Origin of the sequence: Delftia sp. WSY_12, assembly GCF_043104645.1 — a bacterium.
Lineage (GTDB): Bacteria > Pseudomonadota > Gammaproteobacteria > Burkholderiales > Burkholderiaceae_C > Comamonas > Comamonas tsuruhatensis.
The window spans coordinates 365,730-381,922 of record NZ_JBICKW010000016.1 but is presented as its reverse complement, the minus strand read 5'-3'; the positions used below and the strand labels follow the sequence as shown (position 1 = coordinate 381,922).

General features: G+C 68.5%; 14 protein-coding genes. 6 read left to right on the top strand and 8 right to left on the bottom strand.

Annotation, left to right across the window (positions count from 1 at the left end; genetic code table 11):
* Positions 1 to 59 precede the first annotated feature (59 nt).
* From ACF8LI_RS11315 to ACF8LI_RS11305, 3 genes are all read right to left on the bottom strand, one after another.
* On the bottom strand, positions 60 to 845 hold the full coding sequence (locus ACF8LI_RS11315) for a BMA_0021/BMA_0022 family TOMM bacteriocin (RefSeq protein ID WP_016446373.1): 786 nt from the start codon (positions 843 to 845) through the stop codon (positions 60 to 62).
* A gap of 17 nt (positions 846 to 862) precedes the next feature.
* Positions 863 to 4,951, bottom strand: a complete 4,089-nt coding sequence (locus ACF8LI_RS11310) for a TOMM system kinase/cyclase fusion protein (protein WP_392412707.1) — start codon at positions 4,949 to 4,951, stop codon at positions 863 to 865.
* 165 nt (positions 4,952 to 5,116) lie between these two features.
* The gene (locus ACF8LI_RS11305; protein WP_063325611.1) at positions 5,117 to 5,464 is read right to left on the bottom strand and encodes a low molecular weight protein tyrosine phosphatase family protein; all 348 of its coding nucleotides are present in this window, start codon (positions 5,462 to 5,464) and stop codon (positions 5,117 to 5,119) included.
* A 143-nt stretch (positions 5,465 to 5,607) separates the two neighbouring features.
* Here ACF8LI_RS11305 and ACF8LI_RS11300 point away from each other — a divergent pair, with 143 nt between their 5' ends.
* Positions 5,608 to 6,012: a GFA family protein gene (locus ACF8LI_RS11300; protein WP_013801910.1), complete on the top strand. Its 405-nt coding sequence runs from the start codon at positions 5,608 to 5,610 to the stop codon at positions 6,010 to 6,012.
* An 11-nt stretch (positions 6,013 to 6,023) separates the two neighbouring features.
* The gene (locus ACF8LI_RS11295) at positions 6,024 to 7,166 is read left to right on the top strand and encodes a DSD1 family PLP-dependent enzyme (protein WP_392412705.1); all 1,143 of its coding nucleotides are present in this window, start codon (positions 6,024 to 6,026) and stop codon (positions 7,164 to 7,166) included.
* Between the two features lie 74 nt (positions 7,167 to 7,240).
* Here ACF8LI_RS11295 and ACF8LI_RS11290 read toward each other — a convergent pair whose 3' ends face one another.
* A complete protein-coding gene (locus ACF8LI_RS11290; protein WP_046238589.1) occupies positions 7,241 to 8,248 on the bottom strand; it encodes a tripartite tricarboxylate transporter substrate binding protein in 1,008 nt (335 codons plus the stop codon).
* Positions 8,249 to 8,451: 203 nt separating this feature from the next.
* Between ACF8LI_RS11290 and ACF8LI_RS11285 the strand changes: the two genes are divergently transcribed.
* Positions 8,452 to 9,351, top strand: a complete 900-nt coding sequence (locus ACF8LI_RS11285) for a LysR family transcriptional regulator (RefSeq protein WP_392412703.1) — start codon at positions 8,452 to 8,454, stop codon at positions 9,349 to 9,351.
* 34 nt (positions 9,352 to 9,385) lie between these two features.
* On the opposite strand, the gene ACF8LI_RS11280 is transcribed toward ACF8LI_RS11285, so the two are convergent.
* The gene (locus ACF8LI_RS11280; protein WP_017404813.1) at positions 9,386 to 10,168 is read right to left on the bottom strand and encodes an IclR family transcriptional regulator C-terminal domain-containing protein; all 783 of its coding nucleotides are present in this window, start codon (positions 10,166 to 10,168) and stop codon (positions 9,386 to 9,388) included.
* Between the two features lie 170 nt (positions 10,169 to 10,338).
* Between ACF8LI_RS11280 and pobA the strand changes: the two genes are divergently transcribed.
* The 3 genes from pobA (at position 10,339) to ACF8LI_RS11265 (ending at position 12,965) form a co-directional block, all read left to right on the top strand.
* Positions 10,339 to 11,514 carry a 4-hydroxybenzoate 3-monooxygenase gene (pobA, locus tag ACF8LI_RS11275; RefSeq protein ID WP_013801914.1) on the top strand — a complete coding sequence of 392 codons (1,176 nt, stop codon included), beginning with the start codon at positions 10,339 to 10,341 and terminating at the stop codon, positions 11,512 to 11,514.
* Positions 11,515 to 11,645: 131 nt separating this feature from the next.
* Positions 11,646 to 12,428 carry a 2OG-Fe dioxygenase family protein gene (locus tag ACF8LI_RS11270; protein WP_043791151.1) on the top strand — a complete coding sequence of 261 codons (783 nt, stop codon included), beginning with the start codon at positions 11,646 to 11,648 and terminating at the stop codon, positions 12,426 to 12,428.
* A 99-nt stretch (positions 12,429 to 12,527) separates the two neighbouring features.
* Entirely contained in the window at positions 12,528 to 12,965 is a 438-nt protein-coding gene (locus ACF8LI_RS11265) for a universal stress protein (protein ID WP_016446360.1), read from the top strand.
* 90 nt (positions 12,966 to 13,055) lie between these two features.
* Here the strand turns inward: ACF8LI_RS11265 and ACF8LI_RS11260 are convergent, their stop codons facing one another.
* The 3 genes from ACF8LI_RS11260 to ACF8LI_RS11250 all read right to left on the bottom strand — a co-directional run bounded on the left by ACF8LI_RS11260 (position 13,056) and on the right by ACF8LI_RS11250 (position 16,186).
* Positions 13,056 to 13,610 carry a bacteriohemerythrin gene (locus ACF8LI_RS11260; protein ID WP_223275325.1) on the bottom strand — a complete coding sequence of 185 codons (555 nt, stop codon included), beginning with the start codon at positions 13,608 to 13,610 and terminating at the stop codon, positions 13,056 to 13,058.
* A gap of 60 nt (positions 13,611 to 13,670) precedes the next feature.
* A complete protein-coding gene (locus tag ACF8LI_RS11255) occupies positions 13,671 to 14,654 on the bottom strand; it encodes a tripartite tricarboxylate transporter substrate binding protein (RefSeq protein ID WP_016446358.1) in 984 nt (327 codons plus the stop codon).
* A gap of 254 nt (positions 14,655 to 14,908) precedes the next feature.
* A complete protein-coding gene (locus ACF8LI_RS11250; RefSeq protein ID WP_043791156.1) occupies positions 14,909 to 16,186 on the bottom strand; it encodes a Zn-dependent hydrolase in 1,278 nt (425 codons plus the stop codon).
* Positions 16,187 to 16,193 lie beyond the last annotated feature (7 nt).

Below are 16,193 nucleotides of genomic sequence, written 5' to 3'. Positions count from 1 at the left end.
GTGCCGCCAGCGTCAGCAGCAAGGTGGCCGTGGCCCCTTGCAGCTGCGCCGGTGCCGTATCAGCAGGTGAAGGGATAGGCGTCACCGGTGTTGTTGTAGGAGGTGAGGGCGATGGCCCACAGGTCCTGCTCGGCGGGTGCCACCGGGTAGTTCAGCACGATGCCGTTCTTGATGGCCGTGCCGTCTGCGCGCTGCAGGTTCCACTCGCCGCGCGCGGCGTCCCAGGTGAAGGCCTGTTCGGTCTCGAAGCGGACCTGGAAGTTGAACGGGTTGTTGTAGCCCAGCCATTGGCTCAGCACGGGGGCCTTGTCCTTGCCGTCGTCACGCGTCAGCTCCGCGTGGAACTCGGGCGACTGCCAGGCCAGGGCGATGGCGCGCAACACCACGCCGCCGAAGGCCAGCAGCGAGTCGGGGCCGCCGCCGGGGATGCCCAGGCCAGTGGGCAGGGCAGCCCTGAGCATGCCGTTGTTCGGTTCCTCGAACGAGGTGCTCACGCCCATGAAGTTGGGGAACAGCTGGTAGTAGGCGGCCAGGGCCTCGGAGGCATGGGTTTGGGGCGCCTGGGGCAGGACGATGACGAATTCATCGTCGGGACCGATCCAGCCGGCCGTGAGCACGGGCTTCCATTCGGCGCGCTGGGTGGGGTCGTCGCTCAGGCGCAGCGACACATCGACCTGGGGCCACTGGGTCGGCAGGTTGAAGTCGCGGTGCAGCATGGGCTGGATGTCGCGCTGCCCCAGCAGGTCACGGCGGTAGGCGTCATCCTGCCAGGAGCGGGCGATGGCCCGCAGGTAGGCAAGGCGGAATGCGAGCAACGGTTCAGTATTCTGCAGCTGGGTGGTCATGTGACTTCATCCTCGGTTCAAGAAAAATGCGCCTGGCCGGGCAGGGGCCCGGACAGGTGCACGGACAGTTCAGGCCGCAGCGCGGCCAGCTCACTCAGGCGCGCGGCCACGTCCGGCCTGGCGGGTGCCAGGGCCTGCGACAGGGCCAGTGCCTCGGTTTCGGTGCGGTACTTGCCGGCAGTGCGCGCAGTCCCGGCCGCCTGGGCCAGGCTGTCCTGCACGGCCGCGTGGTCGGCGCCCATGGCCAGCAGGAAGCGGGCCTTCTTCAGGTGCAGCTCGCTGCTGTGCAGCCGTTCGTCCAGCACGTCGGCCAGGCGCAGGCATTCGTCGATCTTGTCCAGGGCCTCGGTCCAGCGCCCGCTGGCCGCCAGCATTTCGGCGACGAAGGAGCGGTAGTAGGTCTGGCAGTAGCGGCAGCCCATGTCCCAGAGCACCTGCGCCGTTGCGCTGGCGCGCGCTATGCCTTCGCTGTCTTCGCTTGCCGTGCCCTCGCCCAGGGCCCAGCAGCGGATGATGTCCGCATAGCCCGAGAACGCTGGCAGGCCGTAGCGGGCCGTGATGTCCAGCAGCTCGCCCGTGGTGGCCAGCGCGCTGGCCCGGTCGCCGCGCGCCTGGTGGACCAGGCCCTGGTAGAGCAGGGCCATGCTCAGGGATGGGATGTGCGAGACCTCGTGCGCCAGGCGCACGGCGTCGTTCGCATCGGCCAGCGCGGCCTGGTCGAAGCCGGCGAACCAGCGCACCAGGGCGCGCCCGCAGGTGGCCCAGACGCGCGTGTCGAAGCCGAACTCGGCCGCATGGTGGGCATGGGCCACGGGGTCGTAGCGGGTGATGGCGTCGGTCAGCGCTTCTTCGGCCTGCTCGAATCGGCCGTCGGAGTAGTGGGCCAGTCCCAGGTAGGTCTGGGCGGCCACCAGCACGCCCGTGTCCTGCTGGCGCACGGCCTGCTCCAGCAGGCGGTGGCTGAGCTGGCGCACTTCCTCGCGGTTGCTGGCCACGTGGTGGTAGGTGATCAGCATCCACAGGTGCTGCACCTGCTTGTAGTCGGCCACGGCGTTGGCGCCCGGGCCGGCCAGCAGCTCCTGCGACAGCGCGATGCTTTCCACCACCTGGGCATGGGCCCAGCCGTGCTTGTTCATCAGCGCCTGGGTCACGTAGCTGTTGACGTCCAGCCGCGCCTCGCGCTGGGCCACGCCCTGGAGCTGTTGCAGCCAGTCGTCGATGTGGCGCGCGTAGGCAATGGTTTCATCGTTGAGCGAGCGCAGCTGGGTGATGCGCAACTGCCGCACGGCCAGGGCCACGGCCTGGGCGTGGTCTCCGGCGTCCGCCCAGTGCTGGGCCACGCCTGCGGGTTCCGCCGCAACGCGCTGCGGCTGGTGCTGCATCAGGGCCAGGGCCACGTCGCGGTGCAGCAGCCGGCGCTGCGATACCAGCATGCATTCGTAGGCCGTGTCGCGGATCAGCGCGTGGCGGAACATGAAGGCGCCGGCGCCCGCACGTTCATCGGCAATGACCAGGCCGGCCTGGCCCAGCTGCGCCAGTTCCTGCTCGACCTCGCCCTGCGGGCGTTCCAGGCAGGCGCACAGCAGGTCGAAGTCGAAGTGCCGGCCCATGGTGGCTGCCAGCTGCAGCAGGGGCTTGAGCGGGCCGATGCGGTCAAAGCGGCTGACCAGCGAGTCGCGCAGCGTGAGCGGAATGGCGGCCGGCAGCCCGGCATGGCGAAAGTCCCAGACGCCGTCTTCCTCCACCAGGTGGGCATCCAGCAGCATGCGCGCCATTTCCTGGATGAACAGCGGCACGCCGTCCGTGCGTTCCACCACGTGGCGGATCACGGCGGGGCTGAGCCGGCGCGGTGCCAGCGTCTGGCGGGCCAGTTCGGTGGCCTGGGCGTCTTCCAGCCGCCGCACGTCCACGCAGTCGGCCTGCAGGCCTTCGGGCGGTTGCCACTGCGGACGCGCCGTGAGCACCAGCAGCACGCGCCGCCCGGGCAGGCGCGCGACCAGTTGCTCCAGCAGTTCGATGCTGGTGGGGTCGGCCCAGTGCACGTCCTCGACGACCAGCAGCAGGGGCTCGGCTTCGGACATGTGCAGCAGCCATTGCGCGGTGGACTGCAGCAGCAGCGCCCTTTGCATGACGGCCGAGATGCGGCTGGGCTCGCAGTCGCCCAGGGGCAGCGAGAGCCAGGCGCACAGAATGGGCAGGGCGGCCTCGGCATCGCAGCCTGCGGCGCGCAGGGCTTCGCGCATCTGCTCGCGGTGGTCCTGCGGGGGATCGGCCGCCTCCAGCCGCTGCCGTATCAGGCCCAGGAAAGGGGTCAGCGCGGTGTTGCGGTGCTCGGGCTGGCATTGCAGCACCACGGTGTTCGCGCACTGTGTCCTGGCGTGGACGAGCAGCATGTCGGCCAGGCAGGATTTGCCGATGCCCGGCTCGCCGCGAATCCACAGCGCATTGCCCCCAGCTTCGCGGGCCCGCGCCCATGCGTCGTTCAGGCGCTGCAGTTCGGGTTCGCGGCCTATGCACTGCAAGGCTGCATCGGACACAGGTCCCTGCAGTAGCTCGGCTGGCTGCTCCAGCTCCAGGCGATAGGTCTGCATGCCCGTGGGCTGGCCGGGCAGGCGCAGGCTGCCGGCTTTCTCGAAGCGCGCATGGCGCGACAGCAGGCGATGGCTGCTTTCGCTGGCCAGCAGGGTGCCCGCATCGGCGATGGCCTCCAGCCGCATGGCCACGTTGACGGCATGGCCCGAGGGCGCTTCGCCGCCGACCACCACGGCCATGCCGGTGTGCAGGCCCATGCGGATTCCCAGGTGCAGTCCGTGGACCTGCTCGATGGCGGCCGCGCGGCTGCGGCTGAGCGTCAGCAGCTCCTGGGCCGTCATGCCGGCCTGGCGGGCATCGGTGTCGCTGGTGTGCGGGTAGCCGAAGAGCACCAGCATGCGGTCGCCCAGCGTGCCCGCCAGCATGCCACCGCGCCGGGTGGCAACGTCGGAGAATAGCGTGAGTTCCTCGCGCTGCAGCAGCTCGATGTCTTCGATGTTCAGCCCCTGCGAGGGCTGGCCTGCGGTGCGTGCCGCGCTGTCCATGCCGTGGATGTCGCTGCCCGGCCACAGGGAGACGCTGCAGCACAGCACGGTGAGCTGGCGCACTTCGGAGAACACGCGTGTGGTGGCCACGGTGCGTGTCAGGTCCGCCTGCTGCACCTGGGCGGCGGCGGGCAACTGGCCCACCAGATCGTCCAGCCGCACGCGCATGAGGTCCCTGAGCAGGGCCGCCGCCGAGTCGCTGCGCTCCGCAGGCCGCTTCTTGAGCGCCTTGCGCAGCAAGGTGGCGACGGGGTGGGTGGAGATGGCCGGCGGCAGCTGCACTTCCTGCGGGCTGAGCTGGCGGTGCACGATCTCGGCCACCGAGGCGCCCTGCACGGCGGGCGTGCCCGTCAGGCATTCGAGGAACATCAGTCCCCAGGCATACAGGTCGGTGCGTGCGCTGGGCGGCTCGCCGCGCAGCTGCTCGGGGGCGCTGTAGGCCGGCGTGCCCAGGCACTCGTCGCCCATGGTGAGCTGCGAGACCTGCGGGCCGGCAAACTGCGGAATGACGGTGCCGATGCCGAAGTCCAGCACCATGGCGTGCCGCACGGCGCCCGTGGAGGTGACCATCACGTTGTCGGGCTTAAGGTCGCGGTGCACGATGCCGGCCGCGTGCGCGCAGTCCAGCGCATCGAGCACTTCGGCCATGAGGCGGCCGGCCTCGGCGGCAGTCAGCACGCCCTGGCGGCGGATCAGGCTTTTGAGGGTTTCACCCGGCACATATTCGAAGACGCCGTAGACGCAGTCGCCTTGCTCGCCCTTGTCCAGCAACTGGACGATGTGCGGATGGTGCAGGGACGCGCACAGCATGGTCTCGCGGTGGAAGCGCTCCACCTGGCGGCCGCCTTCCTGCAGCCTGACGACCTTGATGGCCACCGATGCACCCGTGCGCCGGTGGCGCGCGCGGTAGACGGTGCCGTAGCCACCCGATCCCAAGGTTTCCAGCAGTTCGTAATCGGGTATTTCCAGGGGGGCTGGCGCCACCGGGGTCACCGCAGCTTGCGTGGGGTTGGTGATGGCATCGTGCATTTCAGCCTCGGTTGGGGGTCCTCCTGGAGGGTATCCAGTCGTCCATTTGTCATACGGCAGACCGTGCTTTTGATACCGTTCGTTACTATAGCGTACGTCCGAATGCAATTGACTGTTTTTGCCTACCTGCTTGCCTATGGTTGCCGTCGCCGTGGCGTCCGGCGCTCAGTCCAGTTGCAGCAGTGCGCTGACGGCGGTCTGCAGCATGTCCACCAGCTCGGGGTCCATGTAGCGGTACTCATCAGGGATATCGAGCACATGCAGACGCTTTTGCGCCAGCAGCCGGCCGAAATCGGCCTTGAGGCGGGACTGGTGCCTTTCCTCCATCACGAGAATCACGTCGGCCCAGGCCACATCGTCGGCCGACACGCGGTGGCGGGCGCCCGCACTGGTGCCGCCCGAGCGCACCTGCAAGGCAGGGTGCCTGCGCCAGACCTGCTCTGCCGTGGGACTGCGCCACTGGTTGCGGCTGCAGACGAAGAGGACCTTGAGGCGGTTGTCATTGCGGGGCATGGCTGACAAGGGGGATGGATGGTTGAGAGGACTGGCGCGCAGTGTAGGGCGCGGCGATTTGCAGGCGGCCCGCCATCCCCTATGATGCGCGATACCTGTGAATAATCCCAGGTACTCGCAACCCACGGAAAGGTCCACGCACCATGAACGGTCACTGTCTTTGCGGCGCAGTCAGCTTTGTCTCTCCCCAGGCCCGGGAAATCGGGGCCTGCCACTGTGGGTACTGCCGGCGCTGGGGCGGTGGCCCCATGCTGGCGGTGCATTGCGGGCCCGATGTGAAGTTCGAGGGCGGCGAGCACATAGGCACCTATGCCTCCTCCGAATGGGCCGAGCGCGCCTTCTGCAGGCAATGCGGCACGCACCTGTACTACCGGCTGCACGCCACGGGCGAGTACTTCGTGCCGGCCGGCGCCTTCGAGTCGCAGGACTTCGAGCTGGCCACGCAGATCTACATCGACAAGAAGCCCGGCTACTACGACTTCGCCAACCAGACGCCGACCATGACCGAGGCCGAGGTCATCGCCCAGTACGCGCCCCCGCAGGAATGAGGCACAGCACCATGCCCTTGCACGATGACGCCAGCGGCCTGGCAATGGAGCCTGCCGCACGGCCCGGCGATCCGCTCGATCGCATCGACACACCCAGCCTGGCGCTGGACCTGACGGCCTTCGATGCCAACCTGCGCACCATGCAGGACTGGGCCGACCGCCATGGCGTGGCGCTGCGCCCGCATGCCAAGGCGCACAAGTGCCCCCAGATCGCGCTGCGCCAGCTGGCGCTGGGCGCGCGTGGCATCTGCTGCCAGAAGGTGAGCGAAGCGCGGCCCTTTGTGGCGGCCGGCGTGCGCGACATCCTGATCAGCAACGAGGTCGTGGGGCCGGCCAAGCACGCGCTGCTGGCCCGGCTGGCGCGCAGTGCGCGCATGGCCGTGTGCGTGGACAACGCGGCCAACCTGGTGCAGCTGTCCGAGGCCATGTCGCAGGCGGGCGTGGAGATCGACGTGCTGGTCGAGGTGGACGTGGGTCAGGGCCGCTGCGGCGTCACGGGCCCCGAGGCCGTGCTGGCCCTGGCGCGGCAGGCGCACAACCTGCCGGGCGTGAATTTCGCGGGCCTGCAGGCCTACCACGGAGCGGCGCAGCACCGGCGCAGCCGCGAAGAGCGTGCGCAGGCCTGCCAGGAGGCTGCGAGCCGGGCGGCGGCCTGCGCGCAGCTGCTGCGCGACAACGGCCTGGCGTGCCACACCATCACGGGCGGCGGCACGGGCAGCGTGGAGTTCGATGCGGCCAGCGGCGTCTACACCGAGCTGCAGCCGGGCTCCTATGCCTTCATGGATGGTGACTACGGCGCCAACGAATGGGGCGGGGCGCTGGCCTTTCGCCGCAGCCTGTTCCTGCTGTCCACGGTGATGAGCACGCCCGCGCCGGACCGCGTCATCCTCGATGCGGGCCTGAAATCCACCTCGGCCGAATGCGGCCCGCCCGCCGTCTACGGCACGCCGGGCCTGCGCTGCGTGGCCATCAATGACGAGCACAGCGTGGTATGCGTGGAGCCTGGCGCCCAGGCGCCCGCCCTGGGCAGCGTGCTGCAGCTGCTGCCCTCCCACGTGGACCCGACATTCAACCTGCACGACGAGCTGGTGGTGCTGCAGGGCGGCACGGTGCACGCGCTGTGGCCGATTGCGGCGCGCGGGCTGTCGCGCTGAAGACGGCATGAAAGAAGCCGCCGGCCTTGCGGCGCGGCGGCTTTTTTGCGTCTGCGCCTGCTGTGGCCTGTGGCTTACAGCTCGATCTTGGCGCGGCGGATCACGTCGCCAAAGCGCTTGTTTTCCTCGACGATGAAGGCCTTGAACTCTTCGGGCGTGGGAAAGTAGTTCTCGTAGCCGAAGGTCTGGAACTTGGGCTGGATGTCGGGCTCGCGCAGGACTTTCATGGTGTCCTGGCGGATCTTCTCGACCACGGCCGGCGGCGTGGACTTGGAGACGGCAAAGGCATTCCAGCCGGTGACCACGGCATCGGCCGGGCCGCCGGACTCGGCCACGGTGGGCACGTCTTCATAGCCCTTGAGGCGGTGGGGCGCCAGCACGGCCAGAAAGCGCAGCTTGCCCGAGCGCATCAGCGGGCCGGCCGTGCCCGAGGAGCCCAGCGCAAAGGCCAGCTCGCCCGTGGCCACGCTGGTGTACAGCTGGCTGGTTTCCTTGTAGATGACGTGTTCCATCTTGGTGCCCGTCAGCGACTCCAGCAGGGCCGAGCCCAGGTGCACCGGGTTGCCCACGGACCACGAGCCGTAGTTGAGCTTGCCGGGGCGCGCCTTGGCGTCGGCAATCAGGTCGGCCACGGTCTTGTAGGGGCTGTTGACCGGCACGCAGACGAAGAAGAAGGTGCGAAACAGCGGCAGGACGACCTCGAAGTCCTTGTCGATGCTGTAGGGCAGTTTCTTGAACAGGTGGGGATAGGCGGCCAGGTGGACGTTGTCCAGCTGGATGATGTCCGTGCCGTCGGTGGCGCCCCGCTTGAAGGCCTCGATGGCGATGAAGCCGTTGCCCCCCGGGCGGTTTTCCACGATGACGGGCTGGTTCCACAGGCGCGCCAGCTTGTCGGCCACCAGGCGCGAGGTGCCGTCCGGCCCGCCGCCCACGGGGAAGGGGTTGATGATGCGCACCTGCTTGGTGGGCCAGTTGGCGGCGGCACCCGACTGGGCGCGCGCGGGTGCCAGGGCGCCCATGGCCAGGGCGCCAAGGGCGAGGCCCGCCTGGCGGCGATTGATGCGGAAGGCGCTGTCTTTCATGGTTTGTCTCCGAGTCGCTGTTGGGCTTGCTGGGTGGCTTGGTCCTATGCCGGCAAGGCACAGGCTGCTCTTGTTTTTACGCTCTCTTGCGGGAGCGGCTGGATCATCCAGTCGCCGCATTGTGTCAGTTCGTTGCAAAGCACCTAGCCGTGGCTGGCGCTAGCAGCTATAGCAAAATGGCATAAGTGAGGAGGCGAGAGAACATGAATTTGCAGCAGATAGAGACGTTCGTGCATGTGGCCGAGACCGGCAGCTTCAGCAAGGCGGCCGTGCTGCTGGAGACGGCCCAGCCCGCACTGAGCCGCCAGGTGCGGGCGCTGGAGACCGAGCTGCGCGAAACCCTGCTGATCCGCACCGGCCGCGGCGTGACCCTGACCGACGCGGGCCGCCGCCTGCTGGAGCACGGCCACGCCATCATGCAGCGCGTGGCGCTGGCCAAGGAGGATCTGGGCAGCCAGCGCGACGAGCCCGTGGGCCGCATCGTGGTGGGCCTGCCGCCCAGCCTGGCGCGGCGCCTGACGCTGCCGCTGATCGATCTGTTCAGCAAGGACATGCCCAAGGCCCGGCTGGCCGTGGTCGAGGGCTTTTCCATGAATATCGCCGAATGGCTGACCTCGGGCCGCATGGACCTGGGCCTGGTCTATACGCCCGAGCCGCATCCGCACATCGAGGTCACGCCCGTGCTGGAAGAGCGCCTGTGCCTGATCGGCCCGGCGCGCACGCTGGGCGGGCGCAGCAGCGTGCGCTTTGACGAGCTGTCGCAGTTTCCGTTGATCATGCCGCAGCACGGCCAGATCTTCCGCAAGCTGATGGAGGCCCAGGCCACGCTGTCCCAGGTCAAGCTCAACGTGGTCTGGGAAGTGTCCAGCGTGCCGGCCATCCTGGACCTGGTGCGCGGCGGCTACGGCTATGCCGCGTTGACCGACAGCGCCATGCGCAGCCACCTGACCGATGCCGAGCTGGTGGGCATTCCCATCGAGTCGCCCTACGTCGTGAGCACGCTGTGCCTGGCGCAGTCGGCCAAGAAAAAGGCCACGCCGCTGATCCGCAAGACTTCTCTGGCCCTGCGCGAACTGAGCCGGCTGGTGTGCGCGCCGCTCTGAGCGGTTGCAGCGACGGCGGCAGTTCAGCCAGGCCTCAGAGCAACGGCCGCAGCTCCCGCGCCGCCTCCTGCAGCAGCGGCAGCAGCTCGGCCACCATGTCGGCCGGCGCCATGCGCTGGGGCGAGGTCACGATGTTGAGCGCGGCCACCGTGCGCCCCTCCATGTTGCGCAGCGGCACGGCCAGGGCCTGCACGGCCAGCTCATGCTCTTCCAGGGCCAGGCAGAAGTCCTGTCGGCGCACTTCGTCCAGCACGCCTTCGAGCGCTGCGCTGTCGGTGACCGTGTGGGCGGTCAGGCGCCGCAGATCGTGCGAGGCCAGCCATTGCCTGAGCTCGGCCGCAGGCAGGGCGGCCAGCAGCACGCGGCCGGTGGAGGTGGCGTGGGCGGGCAGGCGGCTGCCCAGGTGCAGGCCGTGGGCCATGAGGCGCTGGCCGCGCTCGTGCAGGGCGCTGCGCGCGACGATGACCACCTCGTGGCCATCGCGCACCACGCAGGAAAACGACAGCTGGGTCTGCGCCGCCAGCCGGTAGAGCACGGGCTGGACGATGCGCGGCAGCCGCGCCGAGGCCAGGTAGCTGCCCGACAGCCGCAGCACCTTGGGCGCCAGCCAGAAATGGCTGCCGTCCGTCTCCAGATAACCCAGGTGCGTCAAGGTCAGCAGATGGCGGCGCGCGGCCGTGCGCGTGATGCCAGAGCGCTCGGCCGCCATGGTGGCGTTCAGGCGCTGGCGCTCGGTGTCGAAGCTCTCCAGCACGGCCAGGCCCTTGGCCAGTCCGGCGATGAAGTCATCCGGGTCGATGGGAAAGGGCTGGTTCATGGGCGGGGAGGGCGGGCATGCAGGTAGTGCGCGATTGTCGCGCAGATTGCGCGATCACCGCGCAACGCGTGCTGCGGCCCCTCGTCTTTGCGCTGCCTCAAAACTAATCTTGGGCGCAGGCCATGGCATGAACCGGCCATGACATCGAACAACGCAACGGAGACAAATCAATGCGCACCCAAGTCGCCATCATCGGTGCAGGCCCTGCCGGCCTGCTTCTCGGCCAGCTGCTGTACCGCGCAGGCATAGACAACGTCATCATCGAGCAGCGCAGCGCCGACTACGTGCTGGGCCGCATCCGCGCCGGCGTGCTGGAACAGGTCACGGTGGACCTGCTGGAGCAGGCCGGCGCCGATGCCCGCATGCGCGCCGAAGGCCTGCCGCACGACGGCATCGAGCTGCTGTTCGGCGGCCAGCGTCACCGCATCGACCTGCACGGCCTGACCGGCGGCAAGCGCGTCATGGTCTACGGCCAGACCGAGGTCACGCGCGACCTGATGGAAGTGCGCGCCGCCGAGGGCCTGACCACGGTCTACGAGGCCAGCAACGTGCAGCCCGTGGGCTTCGATGGCGACAGCCCCGTCGTGCGCTACGAAAAGGACGGCCAGGTCCATGAGCTGCAATGCGACTTCATCGCGGGCTGCGACGGCTTTCACGGCATCTGCCGCGCCAGCGTGCCCCAGGACAAGGTGCGCACCTTCGAGAAGGTCTACCCCTTCGGCTGGCTGGGCCTGCTGTCGGACACGCCGCCCGTCTCGCACGAACTGATCTACGCCCAGACCGAGCGCGGCTTCGCACTGTGCAGCCAGCGCAGCGCCACGCGCAGCCGCTACTACCTGCAGGTGCCGCTGACCGAGAAAGTGGAGGACTGGAGCGACGAAGCCTTCTGGAACGAACTGCGCCTGCGCCTGGACCCCGAGGCACGCGAGCGCCTGGTGACCGGCCCCTCGCTGGAAAAGAGCATTGCCCCGCTGCGCAGCTTCGTGACCGAGCCCATGCGCTTCGGCCGCCTGTTCCTGGCCGGCGACGCGGCCCACATCGTGCCGCCCACGGGCGCCAAGGGCCTGAACCTGGCCGCCTCGGACGTGGGCTACCTGTCCAGCGCCTTCGCGCAGTACTACCGCGACAAGGCGCCCGAAGGCATCGACGGCTACTCCGAGCAATGCCTGCGCCGCGTCTGGAAGGCCGAGCGCTTTTCGTGGTGGATGACCTCGCTCATGCACCGCTTCCCCGACGCGGGCGGCTTCGACACCAAGGTGCAGGAGGCGGAGCTGGACTACATCGTCAACTCCCGGGCAGGCTCGACCTCGCTGGCGGAGAACTATGTGGGGTTGCCGCTGGTGTGAGGGCCGGCGTGAGGCCCCGGGCGCCGCCGAGGCTGCGCCCGCATTGATGCGCGCCTGTCGCCACAGCATTGCGCAAATTTGCAGGCCGCCTCGCCCGGACGGGTGCGGGCGAGGAGTAAGCTTGGCAGGTTATGGCGCACATCACGTTTCCCCCTCCCTATATCGCCCCCCAGAATGCAGCGCAGTCGCTGCGCGACGCAGGCTATGCGGTGCTGCGCCCCGACGAATTCGCGGCCTGGGCGGGCGTGTCCTTGACCGAACTGCATGCGCTCGATGCCGACTGGGCCCAGCTGCCGCCCGATGCCTTTCTCAAGGACGGGGGCCGCTACCGGCGTCGCCGCCATTCCTGCTTCATCGCGGGGCAGGACGGGCTGCAGCAGGTGGAGCACCGCGCGCACTGGCAGCCGGTGGAGTACAACGCGCTGCATGGCGGCATGCTGCGCATGTTCGATCCCATGCGCGATGCCACGGCGCAAAGCGCCACCTGGAGCCGGCTGCTGCTGGCGCTGGCCGGCCTGTCCGACCAGGTGTTCTGCGCCCAGGGCGATGATGTGCAGCACGAGCGCTGGTTCATCGAGTCCCACCAGTTCCGCATCGACACCACGGACGGCATTGGCCGGCCCACCCCCGAAGGCGCGCACCGCGACGGCGTGGACCTGGTGGCCGTGATCCTGGTCGGGCGCGAGGGCGTGAAGGGCGGCGAGACGCGCATCTTCGAGGCCACGGGCCCCAGCGGCCAGCGCTTCACGCTGACCGAGCCCTGGTCGGTGATGCTGCTGGACGATGCCCGCATGATCCACGAGACCACGCCCATACAGCCCGAGCAGCCGGGCGGTGTGCGCGATACCCTGGTGCTGACCTATCGCCGCCAGGGTTTCCAGGGCTCGGAGCTGACGCGTCGCCGCAAGGATTGATGCAGCTCAAGACGCTGGCGCATGATGGGCGCACACTTTGGTTCATCGACCCGGCCGCCCCCGATTCCTGAGGGCGGCCAAGCACAAAGGAGAAAACGCATGTTCAAGCACATCCTGGTTCCCGTGGACGGCTCCAACAGCTCGATGCTGGCGGTCCACAAGGGCGTGGAGCTGGCCAAGGTCTTTGGCAGCACGCTGACGGCGGTCTACGTGGTGGACCCCTATCCGTTCACGGGCGTGGGCGCCGACTTCGCCTACGGCCAGTCGCAGTACCTGAGCGCGGCCACGGCCGAGGCCAACACCACGCTGGACGCCGTCAAGAAGATCACCGACGAGGCCGGCATCACCGCCACCACCGTGGTGGGCGAAGGCCATGCGGTGCACGAAGGCATCGTGCGCGTGCTCGAGAGCACGGGCGCCGACCTGATCATCATGGGCTCGCAAGGCCGCCGTGGCCTGGAAAAGCTGATGCTGGGCAGCGTGACCCAGCGCGTGCTGGGCGCCGTGCGCGTGCCGGTGCTGGTGGTGCGCGAGTAATCCCCGGGCCGCTCGGCCCTTCGCCGGGTGAAACGTCAACGGCTCCCTCGGGAGCCGTTTTTATTGGTGCGCTGCAGGGGGAGAGGGCGATCAGCGATTGAGCAGCCGTGCCAGCCAGCCCTTTTTCTTGCGCTGCAGTTCCAGTTCCTGCAGCACTTCGTTCTTGAGCCTTTCCTTCTCGGCGGCAGGACTGGACTCGCGCGCCATGCGCAGATAGGCCTTGGCCGAGTCCACGTAGCCGGTGTCTTCGTTGCGGATGTGGTTGAACAGCCAGCGCGAGAGCATGCCGTGCAGCTCGGCGGCCACGTCCTCGCCGGCATCGAAGCGGGTCTGCATCTCGATCACGCGGCGCGTGAACAGCTCGTGCACCTTCTTGTGCGGGCCGGCGAACATGTAGCCGGCGCTCTCGATCAGGCTTTCCTCGAACACGAAGTGCGAGACGGTGTAGTCGATCATCTCGCCGATGACATCGCCCAGGGCCTCGCGGTCGGGCGAGGACCGCAGCTCGTAGAGCTTGTTGATGTAGTCGACGATGCGGCGGTGCTGCCTGTCGATCTCTGCAATTCCGGTGTCCAGCTCGGGGACCCAGACCAGCAATGCCATGGCGTTCTCCAGGAATTCGATGATTTCCGGAGAAGTATTCACGGGACTGTCACATCGCCCCTTGATGCAGATCAGTCTGATCTGCATCAAGGAGACGCGGCGTCACTCGATCTTGGCGCCCGAGGACTCGACGATCTGCTTGGACTGCTTGAAGTCGGCCTGGAACATCTTGTCGAAGTCGGCCACGGTCATGGACTGGGGCTCGGCGCCCTGGGTCTGGATGGCGTCGCGCACTTCGGGCATGGCCAGCAGCTTGTTCACTTCGGCGTTGACCTTGGTCACGATGGCCGTGGGCGTGCCCTTGGGCATGAACAGGCCGTACCAGGTGCTCACGTCAAAGCCCTTGAGGCCCGATTCGGCCAGCGTGGGCGTGTCGGGCAGCGAGGACGAGCGCTTGGCCGAGGTCACGGCGATGGCGCGCAGCTTGCCGGCCTTGATCTGGCCGATGGCCGAGGGCACGGAGGACACCAGCAGGTCCACGTTGCCGGCCAGCGCATCCATCAGGGCCGGATTGGAGCCCTTGTAGGGCACGTGCACCAGCTGGATGCCCGCCGCCTTCTCCAGCAGCACGCCCGAGAGGTGGATGCTGGTGCCATTGCCCGGCGAGCCGTAGGTCACCTTGCCCGGGTGCTGCTTGGCAGCGGCCACGATGTCGGCCAGGGTCTTGTAGGGCGAGTTCACGCTGGTGGCGATCACGATGGGCGTGTAGGCCACGTGGGCCACGGGCACCAGGTCCTTGACCGGGTTCCAGGGCAGGTTTTTGTAGAGGTAGGGGCCCAGGACCACGTTGTCCTTCTGGCCCATGACCATGTCGTAGCCCGTGGGCGCTGCCTTGGCGGCCTCGGTGATGCCGATGGTGCCGCCTGCGCCCGCGCGGTTGTCGGGCACCACGGTCCACTTGCTGACTTCGGTGAGCTTGTTGGACACCACGCGCGCGAGGATGTCGGTGCCGCCGCCGGGCGGGAAGGGCACGATCATGCGCACGGGCTTGTTCGGATAGTCGGCCGCCGTGCCTTGGGCGGCTGCGGAAAAGCTCAGGCCCATGGCGGCGGCCACGGCGGTGCAGGTGATCAGTTGGCGGAACATGAAAGAAGAAACTCCAGGGTCTGATGGGGCGGTGCAACCTTCTCGCAGCGGACCGGCAGCACCGGGCCGCCCATGCGGTGGGTTGTCGATGATCGGGGAGGGTGGTTCCGCCATCTTGCATTGGGAAACCCGCTATTTGGGCGGATTTCCGCAATCTGTGCCACAGGGGCTTCCACCAAGGAGCAGCTTGTGCCTGCTCCAGAGGGAAGCGGGCTATTTTATGCCGCCTTGGTGCCTGGCCGCAGGCCAGGCGCTCAGCCCTGCGCCAACTGCCTGTCCAGCACGCGCACCGTCTCGTACAGCACCCGGGTGCCGTCTAGCAGCTGGGACGGCTCTATCCATTCCTCGGGCGCGTGGCTGCGGCCGTGGAGGCAGGGGATGAAGATCATGCCCATGGGGCCGGTGGGCGCCATGTAGACGGCGTCATGGCCGGCGCCGCTGGGCATGCGCATGTGGGCGTAGCCCAGGTTGTCGCAGGCCTGCTCCACGCCCTGCATGACCAGGCCAGCGCAGTCCGTGGGCTGGGAGCGGCTCACGTCGGCCATCTCGGCACGCACGCGCAGGGCGGCCAGGCCGGGCAGGACTTCGGCCAGCAGTTCCTCGGGGAAGCTCTCCAGCACGCCGGCGTGGTCGCTGCGCACTTCCATCATCATCTCGACCAGGCCGGGCACGGCATTGGAGGCATTGGGCGTGAGCGAGAGCCGGCCCACAGTGGCCACCACATAGTGGGGCTGGCCATTGAGCGCAGCGGCCTTGCGGTTGGCCGCATCGATGATGCGCGCCGCGCCCACCAGCGCGTCCTGTCGGATGTCCATGGGCGTGGTGCCTGCGTGGTCGGCCTGGCCGTGCACGGTGAAGCCCACGCGGCGTATGCCCACGATGTTCGTCACCACGCCAATGGGCAGGCCGCGCTGCTCCAGCACCGGGCCCTGCTCTATGTGCAGCTCCACAAAGGCGGCCGTGCCGCCGGCGCTGCGCAGCGGGCGGTGCAGCGCCTCGGGCCGTGCGCCGATGCGCCGCATGCCTTCGGCCAGGGTTTCGCCTTGCGGGTTGCGTGCCGCCAGCATGGCGGCGTCCAGCTTGCCCGACAGCGCGCGGCTGCCTATGCAGGAGATGCCGTAGTCGCTGGGCTCCTCGGACAGGAAGTCGATCACCTCGAACGGGTGCTGCAGGGCGATGCCGTTTTCATGCAGGCAGTGCGCCACCTCGATGCCGGCCAGCACGCCGATGATGCCGTCGAAGCGCCCGCCCATCATCACGGTGTCGCAGTGCGACCCGGTGGAGATGGGGGCGCGTTCTGCGCCGCCCGCAGCGGCCTGGGCAGCCGGCAGGCGGCCGACCAGATTGCCGCCTTCATCCAGATGCACCTGCATGCCCGCGGCCGCGAACTCGGCGCGCAGCCAGGCGCGGGCCTGGTCGAACTCGGGCGAGAAGGCGCGGCGGGTCCAGGGCCGGTCGGGCAGGGTGAAGGTGGACAGGGTCTGGACACGGCGCCAAAGGCGCTCGGCATTGATGGGGGGCAGGGCGGTCATGGGTCTC